The sequence below is a fragment of the Paracoccus sp. P2 genome, from assembly GCF_046335115.1.
In the GTDB taxonomy this organism is placed as follows: Bacteria; Pseudomonadota; Alphaproteobacteria; order Rhodobacterales; family Rhodobacteraceae; genus Paracoccus; species Paracoccus pantotrophus.
Window position 1 is genome coordinate 1 of sequence record NZ_JBGOSN010000046.1, and the last position, 20,799, is coordinate 20,799.

Genomic DNA, 20,799 nt, shown 5'->3' on the forward strand with positions numbered 1-20,799 from the left:
TCTTCGATCGCTGCAATTACCCGACCGCGAAGGTCTCCGCTCAGGCTCCTCGTCTTAGGCTCCTCGTCATCATCTCCTCCTGGCAAATCACAGGAGCAGTGAATCAGACATTGTTCATCGCGTGAATCCTCAAAGCGACCCGGTGTTCGTCAAATTCGCTCTAGTAGCGGCGGGGCTGGGACAGCAGCCGGTCTTCCTGGGCGATGAAATGCTCCATCATCACGCGCCACAGCCGCTCGGCCAGATCCGGGTCCAGCCCCTGCTCGGCGGCGAGACGGCGGGCATTGGCGGCGACCTCCTCGACGCGGCTGTCGATGCGGGCCGGCAGGTTCTCGCGCGCCTTGATCCGCGCCGCCTCGTCGATCAGCGCCGAGCGTTCGGCCAGCAAGGCCACCAGCCGCGCATCCAGCGCGTCGATGCGCGCGCGCAGATCGGGCATGGCGGAATTCGGGGGCAGTTCGGGTTCGGATCGGCTCATGCCCGACCCATGCCCTGCCCGGCACGCCGGTGCAAGCCCCAGCTGTGGCGAATGTGCTGCTGGCATAGACAGATTTTCGCCAGTCCCGGAACGGCACGACGGGAATCGGGATTGCGTCTTCAAATTGAGCCCTGGGCATGGCCCCGCGCATTGCGACTGGCCAACGGGTGAAGGCGGCGGGCTTCGGGATCAAGCTGGGGCCAAGCTGGGGTTCGGCCCGGGACTGCCGCTTGGCGCCGCCGCGCTTCTGCCGCCCTGAACGTCCGCGCAGCGTTCAGGCCGAGCCCTTGCGCGCATGAAAACCCCCGGAGCGATGGCGCCGGGGGTTTCCCTGTATCGATCGTCGGATCACCCCTGCGGCTGGGGAGCCGCATCCGGCGTGGGCTTGACGGCACCCGCCCGCGGAATCGCGCTGACCGAGGGGATCGAGGAGCCGGGCGCATCATCGTCGCCGCCCAGCGGCTCGCCCCGGATCACCCGGCCGATATCCTCGCCGGTCAGGGTCTCGTATTCCAGGAGCCCCTTGGCCAGCCGCTCGAACTCCTCCTGCTTCTCGGTCAGGATGCGATAGGCTTCGCGATAGCCTTCCTCGATCAGGTCGTGGACCTCCTTCTCGATCAACTCCTTGGTCGCCGCCGAGACCGAGAAACCGCCGGTATTGCCGGAATAGCCCTCATGCGCCTCGGCATAGTCGATATTGCCGACCTTGTCCGACATGCCCCAGCGCATCACCATGGCGCGCGCCAGCTGGCTGGCCTGCTGGATGTCGCCGGCCGGGCCGTTCGACACCCCTTCCTCGCCATATTTGATGATCTCGGCCGCCTTGCCGGCCATGGTCATGGCGAGCTTCTGCTTGGCCTCGTCCTTGTGATAGTTCAGCCGGTCCATCTCGGGCAGCGACACCACCATGCCGAGCGCGCCGCCGCGCGGGATGATCGTCGCCTTGTAGACCGGATCGCATTTCGGCAGCGAAAGGCCGACGATGGCGTGGCCGGCCTCGTGATAGGCGGTCTTTTCCTTCTGCTCGGGGGTCAGGACCATGCTGCGGCGCTCGACGCCCAGCATGACCTTGTCCTTGGCGTTCTCGAAATCCTCCATGGTCACGAAGCGTCGGCCGATGCGCGCGGCCATCAGCGCGGCTTCGTTCACCAGGTTCATCAGATCGGCGCCGGAAAAGCCCGGCGTGCCGCGGGCGATGATGCGCAGGTCCACGTCGGGGCCTACCGGCACCTTGCGCGAATGCACGCCGAGGATCTTTTCGCGGCCCTTGATATCGGGGTTCGGCACATAGATCTGGCGGTCGAAGCGGCCGGGACGCAGCAGCGCCGGGTCCAGCACGTCCTTGCGGTTGGTGGCGGCGATGATGATGACGCCCTCATTGGCATCGAAGCCGTCCATTTCCACCAGCAGCTGGTTCAGGGTCTGCTCGCGCTCGTCATTGCCGCCGCCGATGCCGACGCCGCGGGCGCGGCCGACCGCGTCAATCTCGTCGATGAAGACGATGCAGGGGGCGGATTTCTTGGCCTGCTCGAACATGTCGCGGACGCGGCTGGCGCCGACGCCGACGAACATCTCGACGAAATCCGAGCCGGAGATGGTGAAGAAGGGCACCCCCGCCTCGCCTGCGATGGCGCGGGCGAGCAGCGTCTTGCCGGTGCCGGGCGGGCCGACCAGCAGCGCGCCTTTCGGGATCTTGCCGCCCAGGCGGCTGAATTTCTGCGGGTTGCGCAGGAATTCGACGATCTCCTCCAACTCTTCCTTGGCCTCGTCGATGCCGGCCACGTCGTCGAAGGTCACGCGGCCGTGCTTTTCGGTCAAGAGCTTGGCGCGCGACTTGCCGAAGCCCATGGCCCCGCCCTTGCCGCCGCCCTGCATCCGGTTCATGAAGAAGATCCAGACACCGATCAGCAGGATGAAGGGCAGCCAGACGCCCAAGAGCGACATGAAGCCCGATTGCTGCTGCCGCTCGACCTTGACGTCGACGCCCCTGTCGATCAGCCGGTTCGCGAGTTCCTCGCCCTGCGGCCGGACGGTGGCGAACTGCTTGCCGTCCTTGTCGGTGATGCCGACATTCTCGCCATCTATGGTGACGGCAGAGATCTCGTCCTTTTCCACCCGCTGGATGAAATCGGAATAGCTGATCTGGCGGCTGTTCATCTGGGCCGATCCGTCGCTGAACAGGTTGAACAGGGCCAGGATCATCAGAAACAGCACCACCCAGAAGGCGATATTGCGCGCATTGCCCAAGGGCATGTCCTCCGCGGGTAAACAGGCTTCCGCCTGAAAATAGGGATTCCGGCGTCAGGTTCAATGCGTATAGAGCAAGGCGCGGAATTCTGGCAGCCCGCGCAGCGGCTTTGCGCCGTAATCCGGCACCGGGCGCAGCGCCGGCGCGGCGACCAGCCTCTCGCCCGCCCAGATGCCGGGGCTGGATGCCGCCTCGTCCCGCGTCAGCCCGGCGCCGCGCCAGTCCAGACCCGGCAGGGGCGCATGGCCAAGGGCGCGCACCTGCTGGCCGGCGCGCAGGCCGGCGACTTGCCAGCGCCGATCCCAGATCGCATCAGCCCCTTCGGCGGCGGGGCTGCGGGCGGCGGCGGCCGGTTCGCGGACCAGCCGCAGGAAGCCGCCGCCCGGCTCGGCGATGACGCCTTCGAGCGTCAACCGGCCACCGGCTTCCAGGGCCGCCAGCGCGTGCAGCACTGCCTCGCGCCGGGGCGGATAGGCGGCACAGGAGACGAAGCGCAGCCCGGCGACAAGAAGCCGCCGCCGGATCTCCAGCGGCGCGGCGCGAAAGGCGTCCAGCGGCAGCGCCAGCGATCCGGCGCGGCTTTGCGCGCCCTCGGCCACCCGCGAGGCAAAGTCGCACAATGCTTCCCGCGCCATGGCGAGATTCGCCGCCGATTGCGCCAGCTGCCGCATCGGCAGGTCCAGCGCGGCGATGGTCTTGCGCACCCGCACCCGCTCGAAGCCCTCGTTCTCGTTGGAAGGGTCGTCGGCCCAGCCGAGCCCGCGCGCCGCGAGCCATTGCCGCAATTCGGCCCGGCCGACCTCCAGCAGGGGGCGCAGCCAAAAGACGCCCAAGGCCTCGCGCGCTGGGGCCATGGCGGACAGCCCATCCACGCCGGCGCCGCGGTTCAGGCGCATCAGCAAGGTCTCGGCCTGATCGTCCAGCGTATGACCCAGCAGCACGGCGGACAGGCCGTTCCGCCCGGCCCAATCGGCCAGCAAGCGCAGCCGCGCCTCGCGCGCGGCGGCCATCAGGTTGCCGCCATCCCGACGGGTCCAGCGCAGGGTTTCATGGGGAATGCCCAGGGCCGCGGCTGCCTGCCCGGCCGCCTGCGCCTCCTCGGCCGAGCCGGGGCGCAGCCCGTGATCGACCGTCGCCGCCATGAGGCGCGCGCCGCCCCAGCCATGAGCCAGATGCATCAGGGCAATGGAATCGCCGCCCCCCGACAGGGCGATGCCAAGCGCAGAGCGGGTGCCGGCCAGGCGATCCAGCGCGGCATGGACCCGCGCCGCGACCGGCTCAGCCGTCATCCGCCAGATCCGCCGCGGCCTCGGGATCCAGCTCCTCGCCCAGTTCCTCGGCCGGGGCGTCGCAGCCGGTCTCGGCGATGCGCCGCTCGGCCTCGGCGGCCTGCGGAACGCCGGGAAAGCGGGCGACGATCTCCTGAAGGTAATAGCAGCCTTCCTGCGGGCCGGCCTTGGCCGACATGGCCCGCGACAGGCCCAGCAGCGCATCCGCCGCCTGCGGCCCGTTCGGATTGGCGGCGAAGCTTTCCAGCCAGGCCATCCCTGCGCCTTCCAGATCGCCTGCGGAATCCAGCGCCGCCCCGCGCAGGAACAGCGCCTCGGCGGTCAGCGGGCCGCCAGCATGGGTTTGGGCAATGGCCGCGAAGAGTTCCGCAGCGCGGTGAAAGTCACCTTGACCGAGCACCTCCCGGGCCCGGTCGAAATCGGCCTTTTCCGCCGCCGTCGCGGCAGCCCCGGCCGAGGGGGTCTTGGATTGCGTCAACGCGCCCCGCTGGTCCGAAGGCGGCAAGGGCGTCGATCCGCCCTGCTCGCCCAGCGTCGGCGTGGTCAGGCTGCCCAGGTCGCAGCCCTCTTCCATCTCGCACAGGCGGAACTCGATGTCGCCGATGCGGGTGGTGCCGTCGCGGACGATACGGTCGATGCGGTTCTGCAATTGCTCGGTCTGGCCGGTCAGCTGCGCCAACCGCGCCTCCATCGCGTTCATGCGGTCGATGGCGCTGTCGCCGCCCGCCGCGGCGAAGCCCGCCGGGCCCGAGGCGACAAGCTGCGCGCGCAGGCTTTGCAGATCGGCCGAAAGCTGGGACAGTTCGGCCCGGATGTCGGCCAGGGTCCGCGCGTCCTGCGCCGCCGCGGGCAAGGCCGCCAGCGCGAAACCGGCGGCCAGAAGCAGCCCCCTGAAACCCGGGACCGCCATCACATGCCCGCCCCAGGGCTGACCACGGTCACGGCGCGGCGGTTCTTGGTAAAGCATTCCTCGGTCGAGCAGATCGCCAGCGGGCGTTCCTTGCCATAGCTGACGGTGCGCAGCCGGCCCGGCGCGATGCCTTGCGAGATCAGGTATTCTTGCACCGAATTGGCCCGCCGCGCACCCAGCGCGAGGTTGTATTCGCGGGTGCCCTGCTCATCGGCATGGCCTTCGATCACGGCCGAGAAACCCCGGTTCTGGTTCAGCCAGCCGGCCTGGTTGGCCAGGATCACCCGCGCCTCGGGCGTCAGGGTAGACTGGTCGAGCGGAAACAGGACGGTATCGCCGACGCTGGCCTTGAAATATTCCGCCGTGCCCGGCAGCGCGCTGGCGCCCACCCCGCCAAGGCCGCCCGCCCCGGCATAGGGATCGCGAACCTGCATGTCCTGCGCCGGCCGGGCGCAGGCCGCCAGCGCGAGAACGGCGCCGATCGCGGCAATTTTAATGAAAGTTTTCATAATCCTGTCCATTTCACGCGCTTCAGGGCAGCAGCGGGCCCCAATCGGGGTCCGAGGCTGCGCCATTGACCTTGACCGGGCGCATGTTGCGCCCCGTGATATCCACCGAATGCAGGCGCGGCTGGCCGTCGCCGCCCGGCGTCACCCGCGTGAACATCACGACGCGGCCATTGGGGGCCCAAGTCGGCCCCTCGTCAAGGAACGATTCCGTCAGCATTTTCTCTTCCGAGCCATCGGTGCGCATGACGCCGATGTGGAACTTGCCGCCGACCTGCCGGGTAAAGGCGATCATGTCGCCGCGCGGCGACCAGACCGGCGTGCCATAGCGCCCCTCGCCAAAGCTGATCCGCTTCGGCTCGCCGCCATTCGCCCCCATGATATACAGCTGCGGCGTGCCCGAGCGGTCGGATTCAAAGACGATCTGCCGGCCGTCCGGGCTGTAGCTGGGCGAGGTCTCGATCGAGGGCGCGTTGGTCAGCGCCCGCTGCGCGCCAGTCGCGGCATCCATCTGATAGATGTCGGTATTGCCGTTCTGCTCCAGCGAATAGACGATCCACCGCCCATCGGGCGAGAAACGGGGCGAGAAGCTCATCGTGCCCTGCTGGCCCGCGCCCAGCTGGCGGGTGGCGAGCGAGTTCACGTCCATCATCATCGCCTGCGGAAAGCCGGTGGCATAGCTGGTGTAAAGCAGGCGCGAGCCGTCGGGCGAGAAGCGCGGCTTCAGGACCAGCGTCGAATCGTCGGTCAGCCATTTCACGTTGGCGCCGTCGTAATCCATGATGCCGATGCGCTTGCGGCGCGCATCCTTGGGGCCGGTTTCCTGCACGAAGGCGACGCGGCTGTCGAAATACGGCCCCTCGCCCGTCAGCCGCGAATAGACTTGGTCGGCGGCCTTGTGCGCGGCGCGGCGCCAGTTGCCGGTCGAGGCGTCGAACTGCATGCCGTCGCCCAGCGGCTGGCCGGCAAAGACGTCGAACAGGCGGAACTTGACGACCACCTTGCCACCCTCGACCTTGACCGAGCCGGTGATCAGCGCCTGGGCGTTGATCGCCTTCCAGTCCTCGTAGGAGACGGGCGCGTCAAAGCTTTCGGGGCGCGCGATATGGGCGCTGGCCGGGATCTCGCGGAAAAGGCCGGTGCCGGTCAGGTCGGCGGCGATCAGGTTCTGCACCTGCGCCAGGTATTCGCCGGCGCCGCCCTCGTCGTGGAAGCGGGCGATGGCGAAGGGCATCGGCTCGATCACCCCGTCGGTGATCTCGATCCGCAGCGGCCCGTCCTGCGCCAAGACCGGCGCGGCCAGCCCCAGACCCGCAAGGGCCATCACGGAAGTCATCAGGAATTGTCGCAACATGAATCGCCCTCGTAAGGTCTTGGTTGCAGGATAGAGTGTTGCGCGCCGGGATGCCATGTCACTGGACCCGCGCGCTGCCGCTGGCGTTGAAGTCGATGATGACATCCTTCCAGCGGTTGTATTTCTCCGGCGGCAGCTTGTAGCCGCCGCGCTCGCACATCAGGATCGCCCGGCGCGCCGCCTCATAGGCCTGTTTCGCCGCCGCGTCCGAGCTGCCGTCATGGCCGATCATGCGCAGCGAGCCCTTTTCCACCGTCCCGTCCGGCGCCATCGAGAACTGCACCGAAACCGTGGTCCGGCTGGCCTCGGTCGAGAGCGAGCCGCGGTTCCAGCATTGCTCGACGGCGACGCGGAAACCGTCCTTCTCGCCCTGGCTCAGCGGAGGCCCGCTGGCCGCCGCCCCGCCGCCGCCCGAGCCGGCCGAGCCCTGGTCCTGCATCGCCTCGGCCAGCGCGGCCTGCTTGGCCGCCTCGGCGGCCTTGCGCTCGGCCTCGGCTTGCTCGCGGGCCTTGGCTTCGGCGGCAGCCTTTTCGGCGGCCTTCTTCTCGGCGGCGGCGCGTTCGGCGGCGGCCTTTTCCTCGGCTTCCTTGCGGGCCTTGGCCTCGGCGGCCTTCCGTTCGGCTTCGGCCTTCTCGGCGGCCGCCTTCTCAGCGGCGGCCTTCTCAGCGGCGACCTTTTCGGCAGCCGCTTTCTCGGCAGCGGCGCGGCGTTCGGCCTCGGCCTTGCGCTCGGCGGCACGCTTCTCGGCCGCGGCCTGTTCCGCAGCCACCTTTTCAGCCGCTTCAGCCGCGGCAAGGCGGCGGGCACGCGCCTCGGCCTCCTCGGCCTTGCGGGCCGCTTCCGCCTCGGCCTGCCGGCGCTCGGCCTCGCGACGCTCCTCGCGGGCACGCTCCTCGGCGGCGCGGCGGGCGGCGGCCTCCTCGGCCTTGGCGGCAGAGGCGCGCTCGGCAGCGGCCTCGGCCTGCTGCCGGGCTAGCAGCTCCTCGCGCTGGCGCGCCGCCGCGGCCGCCTCGCGGCGGGCCTGCACGGCCTCGGCCAGCCCCTCGGGGCGGCCGCGGGGACGCGCCGATTCGACCGGGGCCAGCGCCGAACGCTGCGGGATCGGCGCCGGCGATTGCGGCTGCGCGGGGTTGCGCGCCGGATCGGGGCGGTCAGAGTTCTGCGGCAATGCCGCCAACTCGACGGTGTTCTCGNGCCGATTCGACCGGGGCCAGCGCCGAACGCTGCGGGATCGGCGCCGGCGATTGCGGCTGCGCGGGGTTGCGCGCCGGATCGGGGCGGTCAGAGTTCTGCGGCAATGCCGCCAACTCGACGGTGTTCTCGGGCTCGGCGGGACGCGGCGCATCGGTCGCCACGGCAACGGGCCGGTTCGGGGTCTGGAAATCCGACAGGTCCGGCCGCGCCTCGGGCCGCGAGGGGGGCGTGGACAGCCTTGCCACCTGCGCATCGGGGGCGGGCGGACTGACCGCCTCGACCTCGCCCAGCCGGTTTTCGTCAGCAGGCGGGCGCGGCTGGGCCGGCGTGGTCGCGGCGGCATCGGAGACCGGCCCGCGCCCGGCAGCGGCGGCGGCCAGCGACTGGAACTCGGCCTCGGACATGGTCGCGACCTCGGCCATGCGCACCGCCTCCAGCGGCTGCGGCCGGAACAGCGCGCCGCCGACCAGCGCCGCGCCCAGCAGCCCGGCATGGCCGATGCCCGAAATCCAGAAGCCGATGCGTTCCGCCCGGTCCATGGCTTAGCCGTCCGATCCCGCGTCCATGCGCGGCCCGCCGGCCTCGGTCACGAGGACGATGTTGTTGAAGCCGGCCGCGTTCAGCGCCCCCATCACCTCCATGATCCGGGCATAGGGGATGGCGCCGTCGGCGCGCAGGTAGATCTTGTCGCTCTGCCGCTCGGCCGCGACGGCGCGCAGCCGGGTGACAAGCTCGGCCTCGGGGACTTCGGTGGTCATGACCAGGATCGGCCCATCGGGCGTGACCGAGACGCTCAGCGGCTCCTCGGGCTCGGCGGGCACGGCCTGGGCGGCGGTCTTGGGCAGCTCCAAGGGCACGCCCACGGTCAGAAGCGGCGCCGCCACCATGAAGATGATCAACAGCACCAGCATCACGTCCACGAAAGGCGTGACGTTGATTTCCGCCATCGGCTGGCTGCGGGCGCGGCCCTTGCCGTTGCGGCTGCGTTTGACGACCCCGGCCCCCATCTTATTCGTCGTCCAACTGGCGAGAGAGGATGGTAGAGAATTCGTCGGCGAAGGTCTCGTATCCCCCGGTGATGCGGTCGGCATCCGAGCTGAGCTTGTTGTAGAAGATCACCGCCGGAATCGCCGCAAGCAGGCCAAGCGCGGTCGCCACCAGCGCCTCGGCGATGCCCGGCGCCACCACGGCCAGCGAGGTGTTCTGCGAGATCGCGATCTCCTCGAAGGCGGTCTTGATGCCCCAGACCGTGCCGAACAGGCCGATGAAGGGCGCGGTCGAGCCCACCGTGGCCAGGAAGGGCAGGCCGCGGGTCAGGCGGTCGTTCTCGCGGTTGATGGTGACGTTCATGGCCCGGTCGATGCGCGCGGTGACGCCGGCGATCAGGTTGCCGTCGTCGCGATGGCTGCGCCGCCATTCGGCCATGCCCGCGGAAAAGATGCGCTCGGCCGGGCCCGAGGGCGTCTCGCCGATGCGGTCGTACAGGTCGTCCAGCGGCTGGCCCGACCAGAAGGCGCGGTCGAAGCGGTCTGCTTCGCGCCGGGCGGCGTTGAAGGCGATGAACTTCTGGATGATGATCGCCCAGGCCCAGAACGAGGCCAGGATCAGGATCACCATGACGATCTGCACCGTCAGCGAGGCGCGCGCGAACAGCGCGATGAGCGAGAAATCGACCGGCTGCCCGGCTCCGGCGAGTTGTTCCATGAAATTCGGCCTGTCCTTTGGGCCGCTGGGATGCGGCTTCTGCTGCGCCGGAGTTAGCAGAACCGCCCAGCGGAGCAACCCCGCCGCGCGTCAATTCTGCGTCAATTGCCCGCGAGAACGCGGGCCTGGCGCCGCGCGAGGCCCGGCAGAGGGCACCGGGCGCAAGCCGGGCCGCCCGGAAGCGGCGATTCGACCGCGGCGAGATCCGCGGCGGGGGATGGGCGGCCATCGGGACACATGGCCAGCCCCGCCAGCAACCGGGTCCGCCCGGTCCGGGACGCATTCGCACCGTCATTGCAGGCGGACCGCCGAAAATGCATCCGCATCGGATCCCCGCAACAGAGGCCCGGAATATATCGCCGCAGGCCGGGGGCAATAATCGCCCGCATATCAATGGCGCCGATGGCGCACGGATCGGCAGGCGCACGATCCCATTCGAACGCTCCCCGGAAACTATTTCATGCGCCATGCAAATCCGGGCGCACGCCCTGGGAAAGGCGGCCGGCAAACCCGCCGAGGGGCTTGATAAGACTGTGAAAGGATGGAACAGTATTCGGCCGGGGCGTCACAGCCATGACGAAGGCCGGGAAAAACGAGGAAGCCTGGGATGCACCTGAAGCCACCGCCTCAAGATGGCCACGGATTTACGCAGACTTATCGCATTTACTATGCGGATACGGATGCAGGCGGCATCGTCTATCATTCCAAATACCTGGAATTTGCCGAGCGAAGCCGTTCCGAGCTGCTGAGACATGTGGGATACCCCCTCGTCAGCCCGAACGGAGAGCAATTCGTCGCGCGAAATGCAGATATTGCCTGGCAAAGGCCGGCCTGCCTCGATGATCTGATCGCTTGCACCTCATCCGTGATTTCCATCAGGGGCGCAAGCGTTCGTATCCGGCATGTCTTTCGCAAGGAAAACCAGATGCTGGTCCGGATAGAAATCGAACTGGCGCATATAAACAAATCCATGAAACCCGCGAGAATACCGCCCGCCCTGGTCGAGGCATTCTTGCCCTATCTGGAGCCCGGCACGCCTGGCTGATGCCGACTCCGGGTCGGCGCTTCTTCCGACCGGAGCCTGCCGCTCGAATCGGCTTCGCGGATTCATCTTGCGAATCCAGTGCGGTGGCTGGGAAGCATGGGCAGGCCGGTTCACCCGGCCCGCGATTGCCGATCATTGCCGCAAGACGGTCCGCAGGCCGTCAACGCGGCAAACGTGCGGCCAGCCGCAGCGCATGCGAGGGATCGGTCGCCGCGACCGGCATCACCGGGTCATAGGCGGCCCGGATCAATGCCGCCAGTTCCGGCGAGGGCGTGACGTCGCAGGCAAAGCTCAGCATGGCCCGCACGGCGACGGTTTCGGCCAACTGTCCCGGATGGGCCTCGGCCAGCCGTCCGCCCATGTTCACGAAACCGATGCAGGCCCGGATGGCGCCGTCGGCGTCAAAGCGGAACAGCCGATACTGGTCGGCATCGCTGCCCTGCAACCGCGCCGCCAGGTCGGGCTGGCCGGTCAGCCGATCGAGATCGGGCAGATCCCGCAGCTCCTGCCAGTCGCGCAGGAAAAAGGTCATCAGGTTCGCCCCCATCTCGGGATCGGTCTCGGCGATGGGGTGGCGGGCATGGGCCAGCACGGCGCGGGTCGCGTCGCGAAACACCGCTAGGCTTTCATCGGCCAGGCCGAAGATCACCGGCGCCACCGGCCGGCCCCAGCGCGCGCAAAGATAGCGCCCGTCGCGGGTGAACAGGCCGGCTATGGTTTCGGGTGTCATGGCATTTTGCGTCATGGCGCGACATTAGCCCGCACCAGGGGCGGAAGAAAGCGCCACCGGCAACCGGGCGATGCAGGCGCGGCGCCTGCATCGGGATCCGGGAACCGTCAATGCGGCCTGGCCGCCTCGGCGACCAGCGGACGGCCATTGCGCAGATGGCGCACCGCCAGCCTGCGCCCCTGCCGGCCCGAGACGATCTCGCGCGCGGCGACCGGCGGGGTCGCCTGCTCGCGCAGATCGGGGAAAAGCGCGAAAAGCTCCTCCCGAGCGCTGCGCCCGATGGCCTTCAGCGCCTGTGTGCCGGGATAAAGCGATTCCGCCTCGGCCCCGTTGGCAAAGACGACCTCGTGCCGGTCGAAGGCAAAGTGGAAATACTCCACCGCCTCCAGATCCTGCGCGATGTCGACCCCGTCCAGCATCAGCAGTTGCTTGGCGGCGACCAGCACCTCGGCGGTCCCGAACAGCCGCATCGCCACCCTGGAGCGCACCAGGATGCGATGCTGCGGCGAGACCAGCAGGTCGGAGGACGGCACCCCCTGCCCCAGGGCCCCGGCGCGGATGCGGATCGGGCGCAGCTTGGGCGTGGCCTTCAGTTCCCGGCCCAGCCGGCACGAGGCGATCCAGCGCAGCGGCTTCAGCCCGTTGTCCAGCGTCCGCACCAGATCGCCGATGCGCAGGCTTTCGACCGGGCGCGGCCCCTCGGCGCATTCGATCAGCGTGCCGCGGGTGAAACAGACGATCTCGGATTCGAAGATCTCGGCGCGGAATCCGATGGTGGCGACGCCCGTGTCCTCCGACAAGCGCATCACGCCCAGGATCTCGACCTTCGAGATGCGGGTATGGACGCTCCAGGCCGCCGCCGTGTCCGTCGAGGGACGGACGAACAGATCGCCATTGCTCATCTGCATGAGCACGCCGTTCAGTTCCACGACGCTGGCGTTGCCATCCTCGTCATGCACGGTCACGGCAAAGCGGGCGCCGAGAAAGGTGTTGAGGGTGACGTTGCTTTGCCGATTGCCATCCGGGTCGGTATAGGAGAACCGGCTGGCGGGTTGCAGAAGTCCCGCTTGATAGGTGGTTCTGAAGATTCTGTTGCTGCCCGAACCGAAGTAATCGCCGGTCAGGGCGACGGGCGCGATCTCGTCGCGACCCTCGGCCGCCCAGCCGTCGATCGCATTGGCCTGGTTCTGGCTAATGTTGCTGGAAGGGGAGGAATCGAGCAGGGACCGATTGCCGATCCACAGCAGGTTAACAGTCGTAACAGGCAATTCGCGCTCCTTTTGCGTTCGTTACCGGCTTCACCCAGCGCGCTTTGCCAAGTGAAAACATTGTAAAAATTCTGCGCCAAGCCCGCTTGACGAAAGCCAAGCCATGCGAGCATTGCAGTCAAAATGGAGATAATGCGAAAATCCGACGCTTGACCAGATCGAAAAAGCGGCAGCAGACAAGGCGGTCGCTTTTTGCTCGACCGGCCCGGCCGAGGATCATCGCCGCGCTCGGGTCGCGCGAGGCGCGGCCCCGGCCAGGGGACGGTCGCGCGCCGATCCGCAGGCCGTTCGGCACCGCCCGTTGCCATGACCGGAGTCGCGGTTGACCGGCGGGACGGGGCCGGTCAACGGCAAGAAGCAGGATCGCGACAGTTTCGTCTCGGCAGGGGCCAGCGCCCCACCGGCGGCGCCAAGGATTCCGCGGCATTCCCTTGCCCTTGCCGCCGCGCCAAGGCCGCATGGCCCGCGGGTGGGGCGCACCACCCTTCGGTTGCGCGATCGCGATCAGCGATCCGTCGGCCCCTGGCCTGCCGCCGCGCCTATTCCGCGGCGCGGCTGCGTGCCGCGTCCAGCATGGGCGCCAGATAGCGGCCGGTATGGCTGGCCTCGACCTCGGCCACGTCTTCGGGCGTGCCGGTGGCCACGATGCGGCCGCCGCCGTCGCCGCCCTCGGGGCCGATGTCGATGATCCAGTCGGCGGTCTTGATGACGTCCAGGTTATGTTCGATCACCACCACCGTATTGCCCTGCTCGACCAGGGAATGCAGCACCTCCAGCAGCTTGCGCACATCCTCGAAATGCAGCCCCGTCGTCGGCTCGTCGAGGATATAGAGCGTCTTGCCGGTCGCGCGGCGCGACAGCTCCTTGGACAGCTTGACCCGCTGCGCCTCGCCGCCCGACAGCGTGGTGGCCTGCTGGCCGACCTTGATATAGCCCAGCCCCACCTCGACCAGCGCATCCATCTTTTCGCGGATCGAGGGCACGGCCTTGAAAAACTCCTGCGCGTCCTCGACCGTCATGTCCAGCACGTCGGCGATGGACTTGCCCTTGAAGGTCACTTCCAGCGTCTCGCGGTTGTAGCGCCTGCCCTTGCAGGTCTCGCAGGTGACATAGACGTCGGGCAGGAAATGCATCTCGATCTTGATGACGCCGTCGCCCTGGCAGGCCTCGCAGCGCCCGCCCTTGACGTTGAAGCTGAAGCGGCCGGGCTTGTAGCCGCGGGCCTTTGCCTCGGGCAGGCCGGCGAACCAGTCGCGGATCGGGGTGAAGGCGCCGGTATAGGTGGCGGGGTTGGACCGCGGCGTACGGCCGATCGGGCGCTGGTCGATGTCGATCACCTTGTCCAGATGCTCCAGCCCCTTGATCGTCTCGCAGGGGGCCGGGGTCTGGCGCGCGCCGTTCAGCCGCAGGCTGGCGGTCTTGAACAGGGTCTCGATGGTCAGCGTCGACTTGCCGCCGCCCGAAACGCCGGTGACGCAGACGAACTTGCCCAGCGGGAATTCGGCGGTGACGTTCTTGAGGTTGTTGCCGGTAGCGCCGACCACCTTCACCGCCTTGCCATTGCCCTTGCGGCGTTCCGACGGCACGGTGATCTCGCGCGCGCCGGACAGGTATTGCCCGGTCAGGCTGCAGGGATCGGCGGCGATCTCGGCCGGGGTGCCGCGGGCGACGACCTGGCCGCCATGCACGCCCGCGCCCGGCCCCATGTCGAAGACATAGTCGGCATGGCGGATCGCATCCTCGTCATGCTCGACCACCACGACGGAATTGCCCTGGTCGCGCAGCCCCTTCAGCGTCGAGAGCAGCCGGTCGTTGTCGCGCTGATGCAACCCGATCGAGGGCTCGTCCAGCACGTAGAGCACGCCGGTCAGCCCCGAGCCGATCTGGCTGGCCAGGCGGATGCGTTGGCTTTCGCCACCGGAAAGCGTACCGGCCGCGCGGGACAGCGTCAGGTAGTCCAGCCCGACATTGACCAGGAAGCCCAGTCGCTCGCGGATCTCCTTGAGGATGGCGGCCGCGATCTCGTTCTTCTGCTTGGTCAGGTGCTTCGGCGCCGCCTCGACCCAGGCCAGCGCCTCGCGGATCGACAGTTCGGTGACATTGCCGATATGCGCGCCGGCGATCCTGACCGCCAGCGCCTCGGGCTTCAGCCGATAGCCTTCGCAGGCGCCGCAGGGGCGGTTGTTCTGGTATTTCTCGAATTCCTCGCGCACCCAGGCCGAGTCGCTTTCGCGCAGCCGCCGCTCCATGTTCGGGATCACACCCTCGAACTGGCGGGTGACCTCATAGACGCGGCCGGCATCGTCGAAGCGGAACGGGATTTCGTCCTGGCCCGAGCCGCGCAGGAACATCTCGCGCACCGCTTCCGGCAGATCCTTCCACGGCGTCTTCTTGTCGAAGCCGTAGAACTTGGCCAGAGCGTTGACGGTCTGGGTCAGGTAGGCCGATTTCGACCTGGCCCAGGGCGCGATGGCCCCCTGCGCCACCGACAGCGCCGAATCGGGCACCACGAGGCGGTCGTCGAAGAACAGCTCGACCCCCAGCCCGTCGCAGACCGGGCAGGCGCCGAAGGGCGCGTTGAAGGAAAACAGCCGCGGCTCGATCTCGGGGATGGTGAAGCCGCTGACCGGGCAGGCGAAATTCTCGGAGAAGGTGATGCGCTCGGCTTCACCTTCGGAGGGCGCGGTTTCCAGCACCGCGATGCCGTCGGCTAGGTCCAGCGCGGTGCGGAAGCTGTCGGCCAGCCGCGTCTCCATGCCCTCGCGCACGACGATGCGGTCCACGACGACGTCGATATTGTGGCGGAATTTCTTGTCGAGGGTCGGCGGCTCGTCCAGCTCGTGGAACTGGCCGTTCACCTTCACGCGTTGGAAGCCCTGCTTGCGCAGCTCCAGGAACTCCTTCTTGTATTCGCCCTTGCGGTCGCGGACGATGGGCGCCAGCAGATAGGCGCGCGTGCCCTCGGGCAGCTCCATCACCCGGTCCACCATGTCCTGCACCTGCTGCGCCTCGATGGGCAGGCCGGTGGCCGGCGAATAGGGCGTGCCGGCGCGGGCGAACAGCAGCCGCAGGTAGTCGTAGATCTCGGTCACCGTGCCGACGGTCGAGCGCGGGTTCTTCGAGGTCGTCTTCTGCTCGATGGAAATCGCCGGCGACAGGCCGCTGATATGGTCGACATCCGGCTTGCCCATCATGTCGAGGAATTGCCGGGCATAGGCCGACAGGCTTTCGACATAGCGCCTCTGCCCCTCGGCATAGATGGTGTCGAAGGCGAGGCTGGACTTGCCCGAGCCCGACAGGCCGGTGATCACCACCAGCTGATCGCGGGGGATGTCCATGTCCACATTCTTCAGATTGTGCTCGCGCGCGCCGCGAACCTCGATGAACTTCTGTTCCATCGCGCCAGTCCTGATTCCGCCAAGCGCATGAGATAGGCATCCGCGCCGAAATGGCAACCCGGAACAGAACAACTCGGGAACATTTCCGCTTGCGATGCCAAGCGCCCTGCCCCACCATGCCGGTGAGTCGCAAACGGAAGGCAACGGGAGGCACCGAATGGCCCGACAGCATTACAAGGGCAGCTGCCAATGCGGCAGCATCGCCTATGAGGTGGACGCCGATCTGGACCAGACCTTCACCTGCAACTGCTCGCGCTGCCAGCGGCTGGGCTTCGTGCTGGCCTTCGTGCCCAGAACGGATTTCCACCTGACCAGTGACGGGCCGGTGACGGAATACCTGTTCAACCGCAAGCAGATCCACCACCGCTTCTGCCCGACCTGCGGGGTGGAATCCTATGCTTTCGGCACGGGCACGGACGGGGTCGAGATGGTGGCGGTGAACGTGAACTGCCTGGAAGGCGTCAACCCGCGCGCACTGGCCAGCCAGGCGGTGGACGGCGCCAGCTACTAGCCGCCGGTATGGCTCATGAAGCGGCTGACCTGCCCGGCGACATGCTGGCGGGAATAGTCGAAGTCGTGGCCCTTGGGCTTGCGGGTGATCGCCTCGCGGATGGCCTCGCGCAGCGGCGCGTCGTCCGGGCTGGCGCGCAGCGGCGCGCGCAGGTCGGCGCGGTCCTCCTGCCCCAGGCACATGAACAGCTCGCCCGTGCAGGTGACGCGGACGCGGTTGCAGCTTTCGCAGAAATTATGCGTGAGCGGCGTGATGAAACCGATCTTCTGCCCGGTCTCCTCCAGGCGCACGTAACGCGCCGGCCCGCCGGTCCGCTCGGCCAGCGGGGTCAGGGTGAACCGCTCGCCCAGGCGGTCGCGCAGGTCGGACAGCGCCCAATACTGGTCCAGCCGCTCTTCCTCGCCCATCTCGCCCATGGGCATGACCTCGATGAAGGTCAGGTCGTGGCCCTGGTCCGCGCACCACTCGACCAGCCGGAACAATTCGTCCTCGTTGAAGCCCTTCAGCGCGACGGTGTTGATCTTGACCCGCATGCCGGCCGCCTTGGCGGCCTCGATCCCCTGCATGACCTGCGGCAATCTGCCCCAGCGGGTGATCTGGGCGAAGCGGTCGGCATCAAGCGTATCCAGCGAGACATTGACCCGCCGCACACCGCAATCGGCCAGTTCGCCGGCGAATCGCGCCAGCTGGCTGCCATTGGTGGTCAGCGTCAATTCGTCCAGACCCGCCCCCAGGTGGCGCGACATGGCGCGAAAGAATTCCATGATGTTGCGCCGCACCAGCGGCTCGCCGCCGGTGACGCGCAGCTTGCGCACGCCCAGGCCCACAAAGGCGGAACACAGCCGGTCCAGTTCCTCCAGCGTCAGCAGGTCGCGCTTGGGCAGGAACTGCATATGCTCGGCCATGCAATAGGTGCAGCGGAAATCGCAACGATCCGTCACCGATACCCGAAGGTAGGTGATCGGCCTGGCAAAGGGGTCTATCAGCGGGGCATGCGCATCCATGGCGCAAAGATAAGCACGGCCCGGCATCGGCACAAGCCGGCCGATCCGTTGATGGTCTCGTAACCATGAATGGAAGCTCGGGTGGACAGCAGGGGCCGGCCGGGTCTAGCCTCGCCCCGATCTGGAAAAGGATGACAAGGACAAGCGCATGCCGATGACCAAGCCGATCCTGCGCCTTCTGGGCGCGCTGGCGCTGCTGGCACTGGCCGCCTGCACCCCTGCGACGCAGACCGCACCCCGCACGCCCGGCACCACCGCGGGCAGCGACGGCGGAACGGCCGGCACCGAAGCCGCCGCGGCGAACCCGACGCTGACCGCGGCCGCGCGCCCCTCGCCCGCGGCGCGCACGGCGGCGGAATTCGACACCACCACCCGCGAGCAAAAGGCCGCGGCCGCCGCCCCGCCCACCACGGGCGAGCGTCGGCTGGGCACCACCATCGCCTCGCTGGGCGACCCTTCGCAGCCCGGCTTCTGGATCAAGACGCCGCTGGTGAAATCCGAAGCCGATGGCCGGATCGTGAACCCGGCGAACCGCAAATCCGCCAAGGTGCGGCTGATCCCGCTGGACGGCCCGGCCAGCGGCGGCAGCCAGGTCTCGCTGCCGGCCTTGCAGCTGATCGGCGTCAGCCTGACCGACCTGCCCACGATCGAGGTCTATGGCAACTGATCGGCGCCCGGCCGGTCCTGCCCGGTCCTGCCGCGGTTTTCCGGCAGCCACCGCCCCGCCTCGCGCCGGGCAAAAGGCTTCAGCCGCGCGCCATGCTCGGCCAGCCAGCCGCGCACGCGGCCGGGGTCGTGCTTGGACAGTTCGCGCAGCCACCAGCCGATGGCCTTTTGCACGAACCATTCCCGGTCATCGGCCAGCCGGGCCAGCCAGGACAGCACGCGCTCGCGCCGCTCCAGATCCTGCGGCTTGGGGTTGCGGATATGCGTCCAGGGCAGCGTGCCGACCAGCGCTGCGCGCCGCACCCAGTAGCTGGGATGATCGAGCCAGGGCTCGATCTCGTCCAGCCGCTCGGGCCGGGCCAGCAGCCGCCGCTCGCCCGCCTTCATGGCATGGTCGGCGATCGCCCAGGTGTCGAATTGCGGCACCCAGCCGGCAATCAGCTCCCAGACCGCCTCATCGGGCCGGATCCGCGCCTGGGTCAGCAGCTTCGCCGCCGCGATCCGCGCCTCATGCACATCGCTGTCCCAAAGCCGCCGTGCCAGATCGACCCGCCCCGGCACGTCGAGCCCGGCCCGCCAACCGCGGGCCAGTTCGTCGATCGCCGGCACCGTCACGCCCAAATAGACCCGCGCCGCCTTGTGATAGGCCGCCATCTCGACCGCCTTGCCGGCATCGCCCAGCGCCTTCAACTCATCCAGTTCCCGCATCTTCACCGTTTTCCGAACAGATCGGCCGGTCGCCGATCCCGTGGGGGAATAATCCGCACCGCTGGCGAAAAGAAGCAATGAAAAAGGGGCGACGCCAGAGAGAGACGCCGCCCCAGTCGAATACGCCAAGAGGGAAACCTGACGATGGCAAGCCAACGCCGCAAATCCCGATCCGGTTCATCACAATTCCTCGACCGCCGTCACGGGCCAGCCGCGACTTGCGTTGGCCCGGCAAAAGCGCAAGCCTGCACCGGAGCCGAACGGAAGGAGCCCCGCCATGAACAAGCCCGCGACCGACCTCAAGATGCTGCTGAAAGACCCCTCGCTCTTGCAGACCCGCGCCTATGTCGCCGGCGAATGGATCGACGCCGATGACGGCAAGACCTTCCCGGTGGTGAACCCGGCCCGCGGCGACGTGATCGCCGAGGTGGCGGACCTGTCCCGCGCCGAGGTCGCCCGCGCCATCGCCGCAGCCGCCGAGGCGATGAAGGGCTGGGCCGCCCGCACCTCCAAGGAACGCGCCCAGATCATGCGCAAATGGTTCGACCTGATGATGGAGAACCAGGACGACCTGGGCAAGATCCTGACCGCCGAGCAGGGCAAGCCCCTGCCCGAGGCCAAGGGCGAGATCGCCTATGGCGCCAGCTTCATCGAATGGTTCGGCGAGGAGGCCAAGCGCATCTATGGCGAGACCATCCCCGGCCACCAGCCCGACAAGCGCCTGACCGTGATCCGCCAGCCGATCGGCGTGGTCGGCTCGATCACGCCCTGGAACTTCCCGAACGCGATGATCACCCGCAAATGCGGCCCGGCCATCGCCGCCGGCTGCGGCTTCGTCGGCCGCCCCGCCGCCGAGACCCCGCTTTCGGCGCTGGCGCTGGCGGTGCTGGCCGAACGCGCGGGCGTGCCCAAGGGGCTGTTCAGCATCGTGACCTCGTCGCGATCCTCGGACATCGGCAAGGAGTTCTGCGAGAACCCGCTGATCCGCAAGCTGACCTTCACCGGCTCGACCGAGGTCGGCCGCATCCTGCTGCGCCAGGCTGCCGACCAGGTGCTGAAATGCTCGATGGAGCTTGGCGGCAACGCCCCCTTCATCGTCTTCGACGATGCCGACCTGGATGCGGCGGTCGAGGGCGCCATGGCCTCGAAATTCCGCAACAACGGCCAGACCTGCGTCTGCGCCAACCGCATCTATGTGCAGGCCGGGGTCTATGACGAATTCGCCCGGCGGCTGGCGGCGGCGGTGGACAGGCTGCGGGTCGGCGACGGGCTGGAAGAAGGCGTGACCACCGGCCCGCTGATCAACCGCGATGCCGTCGAAAAGGTCCAGGAACATATCCAGGACGCGGTCGAGGGCGGCGCCTCTGTCCTCACCGGCGGCAAGCCGCGCGACGGGCTGTTCTTCGACCCGACGGTCGTGACCGGCATCACCGACAAGATGAAGGTGGCGACCGAGGAAACCTTCGGCCCGCTGGCGCCGCTGTTCAAGTTCGAGACCGAGGAAGAGGCCGTCGAGCGCGCCAATGCCACCATCTTCGGGCTTGCCGCCTATTTCTATGCCCGCGACATCGGCCGCGTCACCCGCGTCCAGGAGGCGCTGGAATACGGCATCGTCGGCGTGAACACCGGCATCATCTCGACCGAGGTGGCGCCCTTCGGCGGCGTCAAGCAGTCAGGGCTTGGCCGCGAGGGCTCGCGCCACGGCATCGAAGATTACCTGGAGATGAAATACATCTGCCTGTCCATCTGACCGGCCAGGAAGAAACCCCGGAGCCGGGCTCCGGGG

Annotated in this window: 18 protein-coding genes; 4 read left to right on the forward strand and 14 right to left on the reverse strand. The window is 68.1% G+C overall.

The window, feature by feature from the left end:
• Positions 1-160 precede the first annotated feature (160 nt).
• The 9 genes from ACDP63_RS20095 to tolQ form a co-directional block, all read right to left on the reverse strand.
• On the reverse strand, positions 161-478 hold the full coding sequence (locus ACDP63_RS20095; protein ID WP_024843632.1) for a chorismate mutase: 318 nt from the start codon (positions 476-478) through the stop codon (positions 161-163).
• Between the two features lie 348 nt (positions 479-826).
• Positions 827-2,725 carry an ATP-dependent zinc metalloprotease FtsH gene (gene ftsH / locus ACDP63_RS20100; protein ID WP_024843631.1) on the reverse strand — a complete coding sequence of 633 codons (1,899 nt, stop codon included), beginning with the start codon at positions 2,723-2,725 and terminating at the stop codon, positions 827-829.
• A 60-nt stretch (positions 2,726-2,785) separates the two neighbouring features.
• Positions 2,786-4,015, reverse strand: a complete 1,230-nt coding sequence (gene tilS, locus ACDP63_RS20105) for a tRNA lysidine(34) synthetase TilS (RefSeq protein WP_024843630.1) — start codon at positions 4,013-4,015, stop codon at positions 2,786-2,788.
• The gene (locus tag ACDP63_RS20110; protein WP_024843629.1) at positions 4,005-4,925 is read right to left on the reverse strand and encodes a tetratricopeptide repeat protein; all 921 of its coding nucleotides are present in this window, start codon (positions 4,923-4,925) and stop codon (positions 4,005-4,007) included. Before ACDP63_RS20110 ends, tilS begins: the two co-directional genes overlap by 11 nt.
• Positions 4,925-5,434, reverse strand: coding sequence for a peptidoglycan-associated lipoprotein Pal (gene pal / locus ACDP63_RS20115; protein WP_024843628.1), 510 nt, complete (start codon positions 5,432-5,434; stop codon positions 4,925-4,927). The genes ACDP63_RS20110 and pal overlap by 1 nt, the downstream gene beginning before the upstream one ends.
• A 22-nt stretch (positions 5,435-5,456) precedes the next feature.
• Entirely contained in the window at positions 5,457-6,767 is a 1,311-nt protein-coding gene (gene tolB / locus ACDP63_RS20120; RefSeq protein ID WP_028710097.1) for a Tol-Pal system beta propeller repeat protein TolB, read from the reverse strand.
• A 76-nt stretch (positions 6,768-6,843) separates the two neighbouring features.
• On the reverse strand, positions 6,844-7,953 hold the full coding sequence (gene tolA / locus ACDP63_RS20125; protein WP_409928574.1) for a cell envelope integrity protein TolA: 1,110 nt from the start codon (positions 7,951-7,953) through the stop codon (positions 6,844-6,846).
• Positions 7,954-8,521: 568 nt separating this feature from the next.
• Positions 8,522-8,986 carry an ExbD/TolR family protein gene (locus ACDP63_RS20130; RefSeq protein WP_024843625.1) on the reverse strand — a complete coding sequence of 155 codons (465 nt, stop codon included), beginning with the start codon at positions 8,984-8,986 and terminating at the stop codon, positions 8,522-8,524.
• Between the two features lies 1 nt (position 8,987).
• Complete coding sequence (gene tolQ, locus ACDP63_RS20135) at positions 8,988-9,683, reverse strand: protein TolQ (protein WP_024843624.1); 696 nt, start codon at positions 9,681-9,683, stop codon at positions 8,988-8,990.
• 607 nt (positions 9,684-10,290) lie between these two features.
• Here tolQ and ACDP63_RS20140 point away from each other — a divergent pair.
• On the forward strand, positions 10,291-10,728 hold the full coding sequence (locus ACDP63_RS20140) for a YbgC/FadM family acyl-CoA thioesterase (RefSeq protein ID WP_024843623.1): 438 nt from the start codon (positions 10,291-10,293) through the stop codon (positions 10,726-10,728).
• 160 nt (positions 10,729-10,888) lie between these two features.
• Here ACDP63_RS20140 and ACDP63_RS20145 read toward each other — a convergent pair whose 3' ends face one another.
• From ACDP63_RS20145 to uvrA, 3 genes are all read right to left on the reverse strand, one after another.
• Positions 10,889-11,458 carry a hypothetical protein gene (locus ACDP63_RS20145; protein WP_024843622.1) on the reverse strand — a complete coding sequence of 190 codons (570 nt, stop codon included), beginning with the start codon at positions 11,456-11,458 and terminating at the stop codon, positions 10,889-10,891.
• Between the two features lie 107 nt (positions 11,459-11,565).
• Positions 11,566-12,726 carry a Hint domain-containing protein gene (locus ACDP63_RS20150; protein ID WP_024843621.1) on the reverse strand — a complete coding sequence of 387 codons (1,161 nt, stop codon included), beginning with the start codon at positions 12,724-12,726 and terminating at the stop codon, positions 11,566-11,568.
• 539 nt (positions 12,727-13,265) lie between these two features.
• Complete coding sequence (uvrA, locus tag ACDP63_RS20155; protein WP_024843620.1) at positions 13,266-16,124, reverse strand: excinuclease ABC subunit UvrA; 2,859 nt, start codon at positions 16,122-16,124, stop codon at positions 13,266-13,268.
• A 157-nt stretch (positions 16,125-16,281) separates the two neighbouring features.
• On the opposite strand from uvrA, the gene ACDP63_RS20160 reads away from it, so the two are divergent.
• Positions 16,282-16,635: a GFA family protein gene (locus ACDP63_RS20160; protein ID WP_024843619.1), complete on the forward strand. Its 354-nt coding sequence runs from the start codon at positions 16,282-16,284 to the stop codon at positions 16,633-16,635.
• On the opposite strand, the gene moaA is transcribed toward ACDP63_RS20160, so the two are convergent.
• Positions 16,632-17,666, reverse strand: a complete 1,035-nt coding sequence (moaA, locus tag ACDP63_RS20165; protein WP_024843618.1) for a GTP 3',8-cyclase MoaA — start codon at positions 17,664-17,666, stop codon at positions 16,632-16,634. The two genes, ACDP63_RS20160 and moaA, sit on opposite strands and share 4 nt — an antisense overlap.
• 121 nt (positions 17,667-17,787) lie before the next feature.
• Here moaA and ACDP63_RS20170 point away from each other — a divergent pair, with 121 nt between their 5' ends.
• Positions 17,788-18,306 carry a hypothetical protein gene (locus ACDP63_RS20170; protein WP_374327946.1) on the forward strand — a complete coding sequence of 173 codons (519 nt, stop codon included), beginning with the start codon at positions 17,788-17,790 and terminating at the stop codon, positions 18,304-18,306.
• Here the strand turns inward: ACDP63_RS20170 and ACDP63_RS20175 are convergent.
• Positions 18,294-19,013 carry a DNA alkylation repair protein gene (locus ACDP63_RS20175; RefSeq protein ID WP_024843616.1) on the reverse strand — a complete coding sequence of 240 codons (720 nt, stop codon included), beginning with the start codon at positions 19,011-19,013 and terminating at the stop codon, positions 18,294-18,296. The two genes, ACDP63_RS20170 and ACDP63_RS20175, sit on opposite strands and share 13 nt — an antisense overlap.
• 277 nt (positions 19,014-19,290) lie before the next feature.
• On the opposite strand from ACDP63_RS20175, the gene ACDP63_RS20180 reads away from it, so the two are divergent.
• Positions 19,291-20,763, forward strand: coding sequence for an NAD-dependent succinate-semialdehyde dehydrogenase (locus tag ACDP63_RS20180; protein WP_024843615.1), 1,473 nt, complete (start codon positions 19,291-19,293; stop codon positions 20,761-20,763).
• The last annotated feature ends 36 nt before the right edge of the window (positions 20,764-20,799 follow it).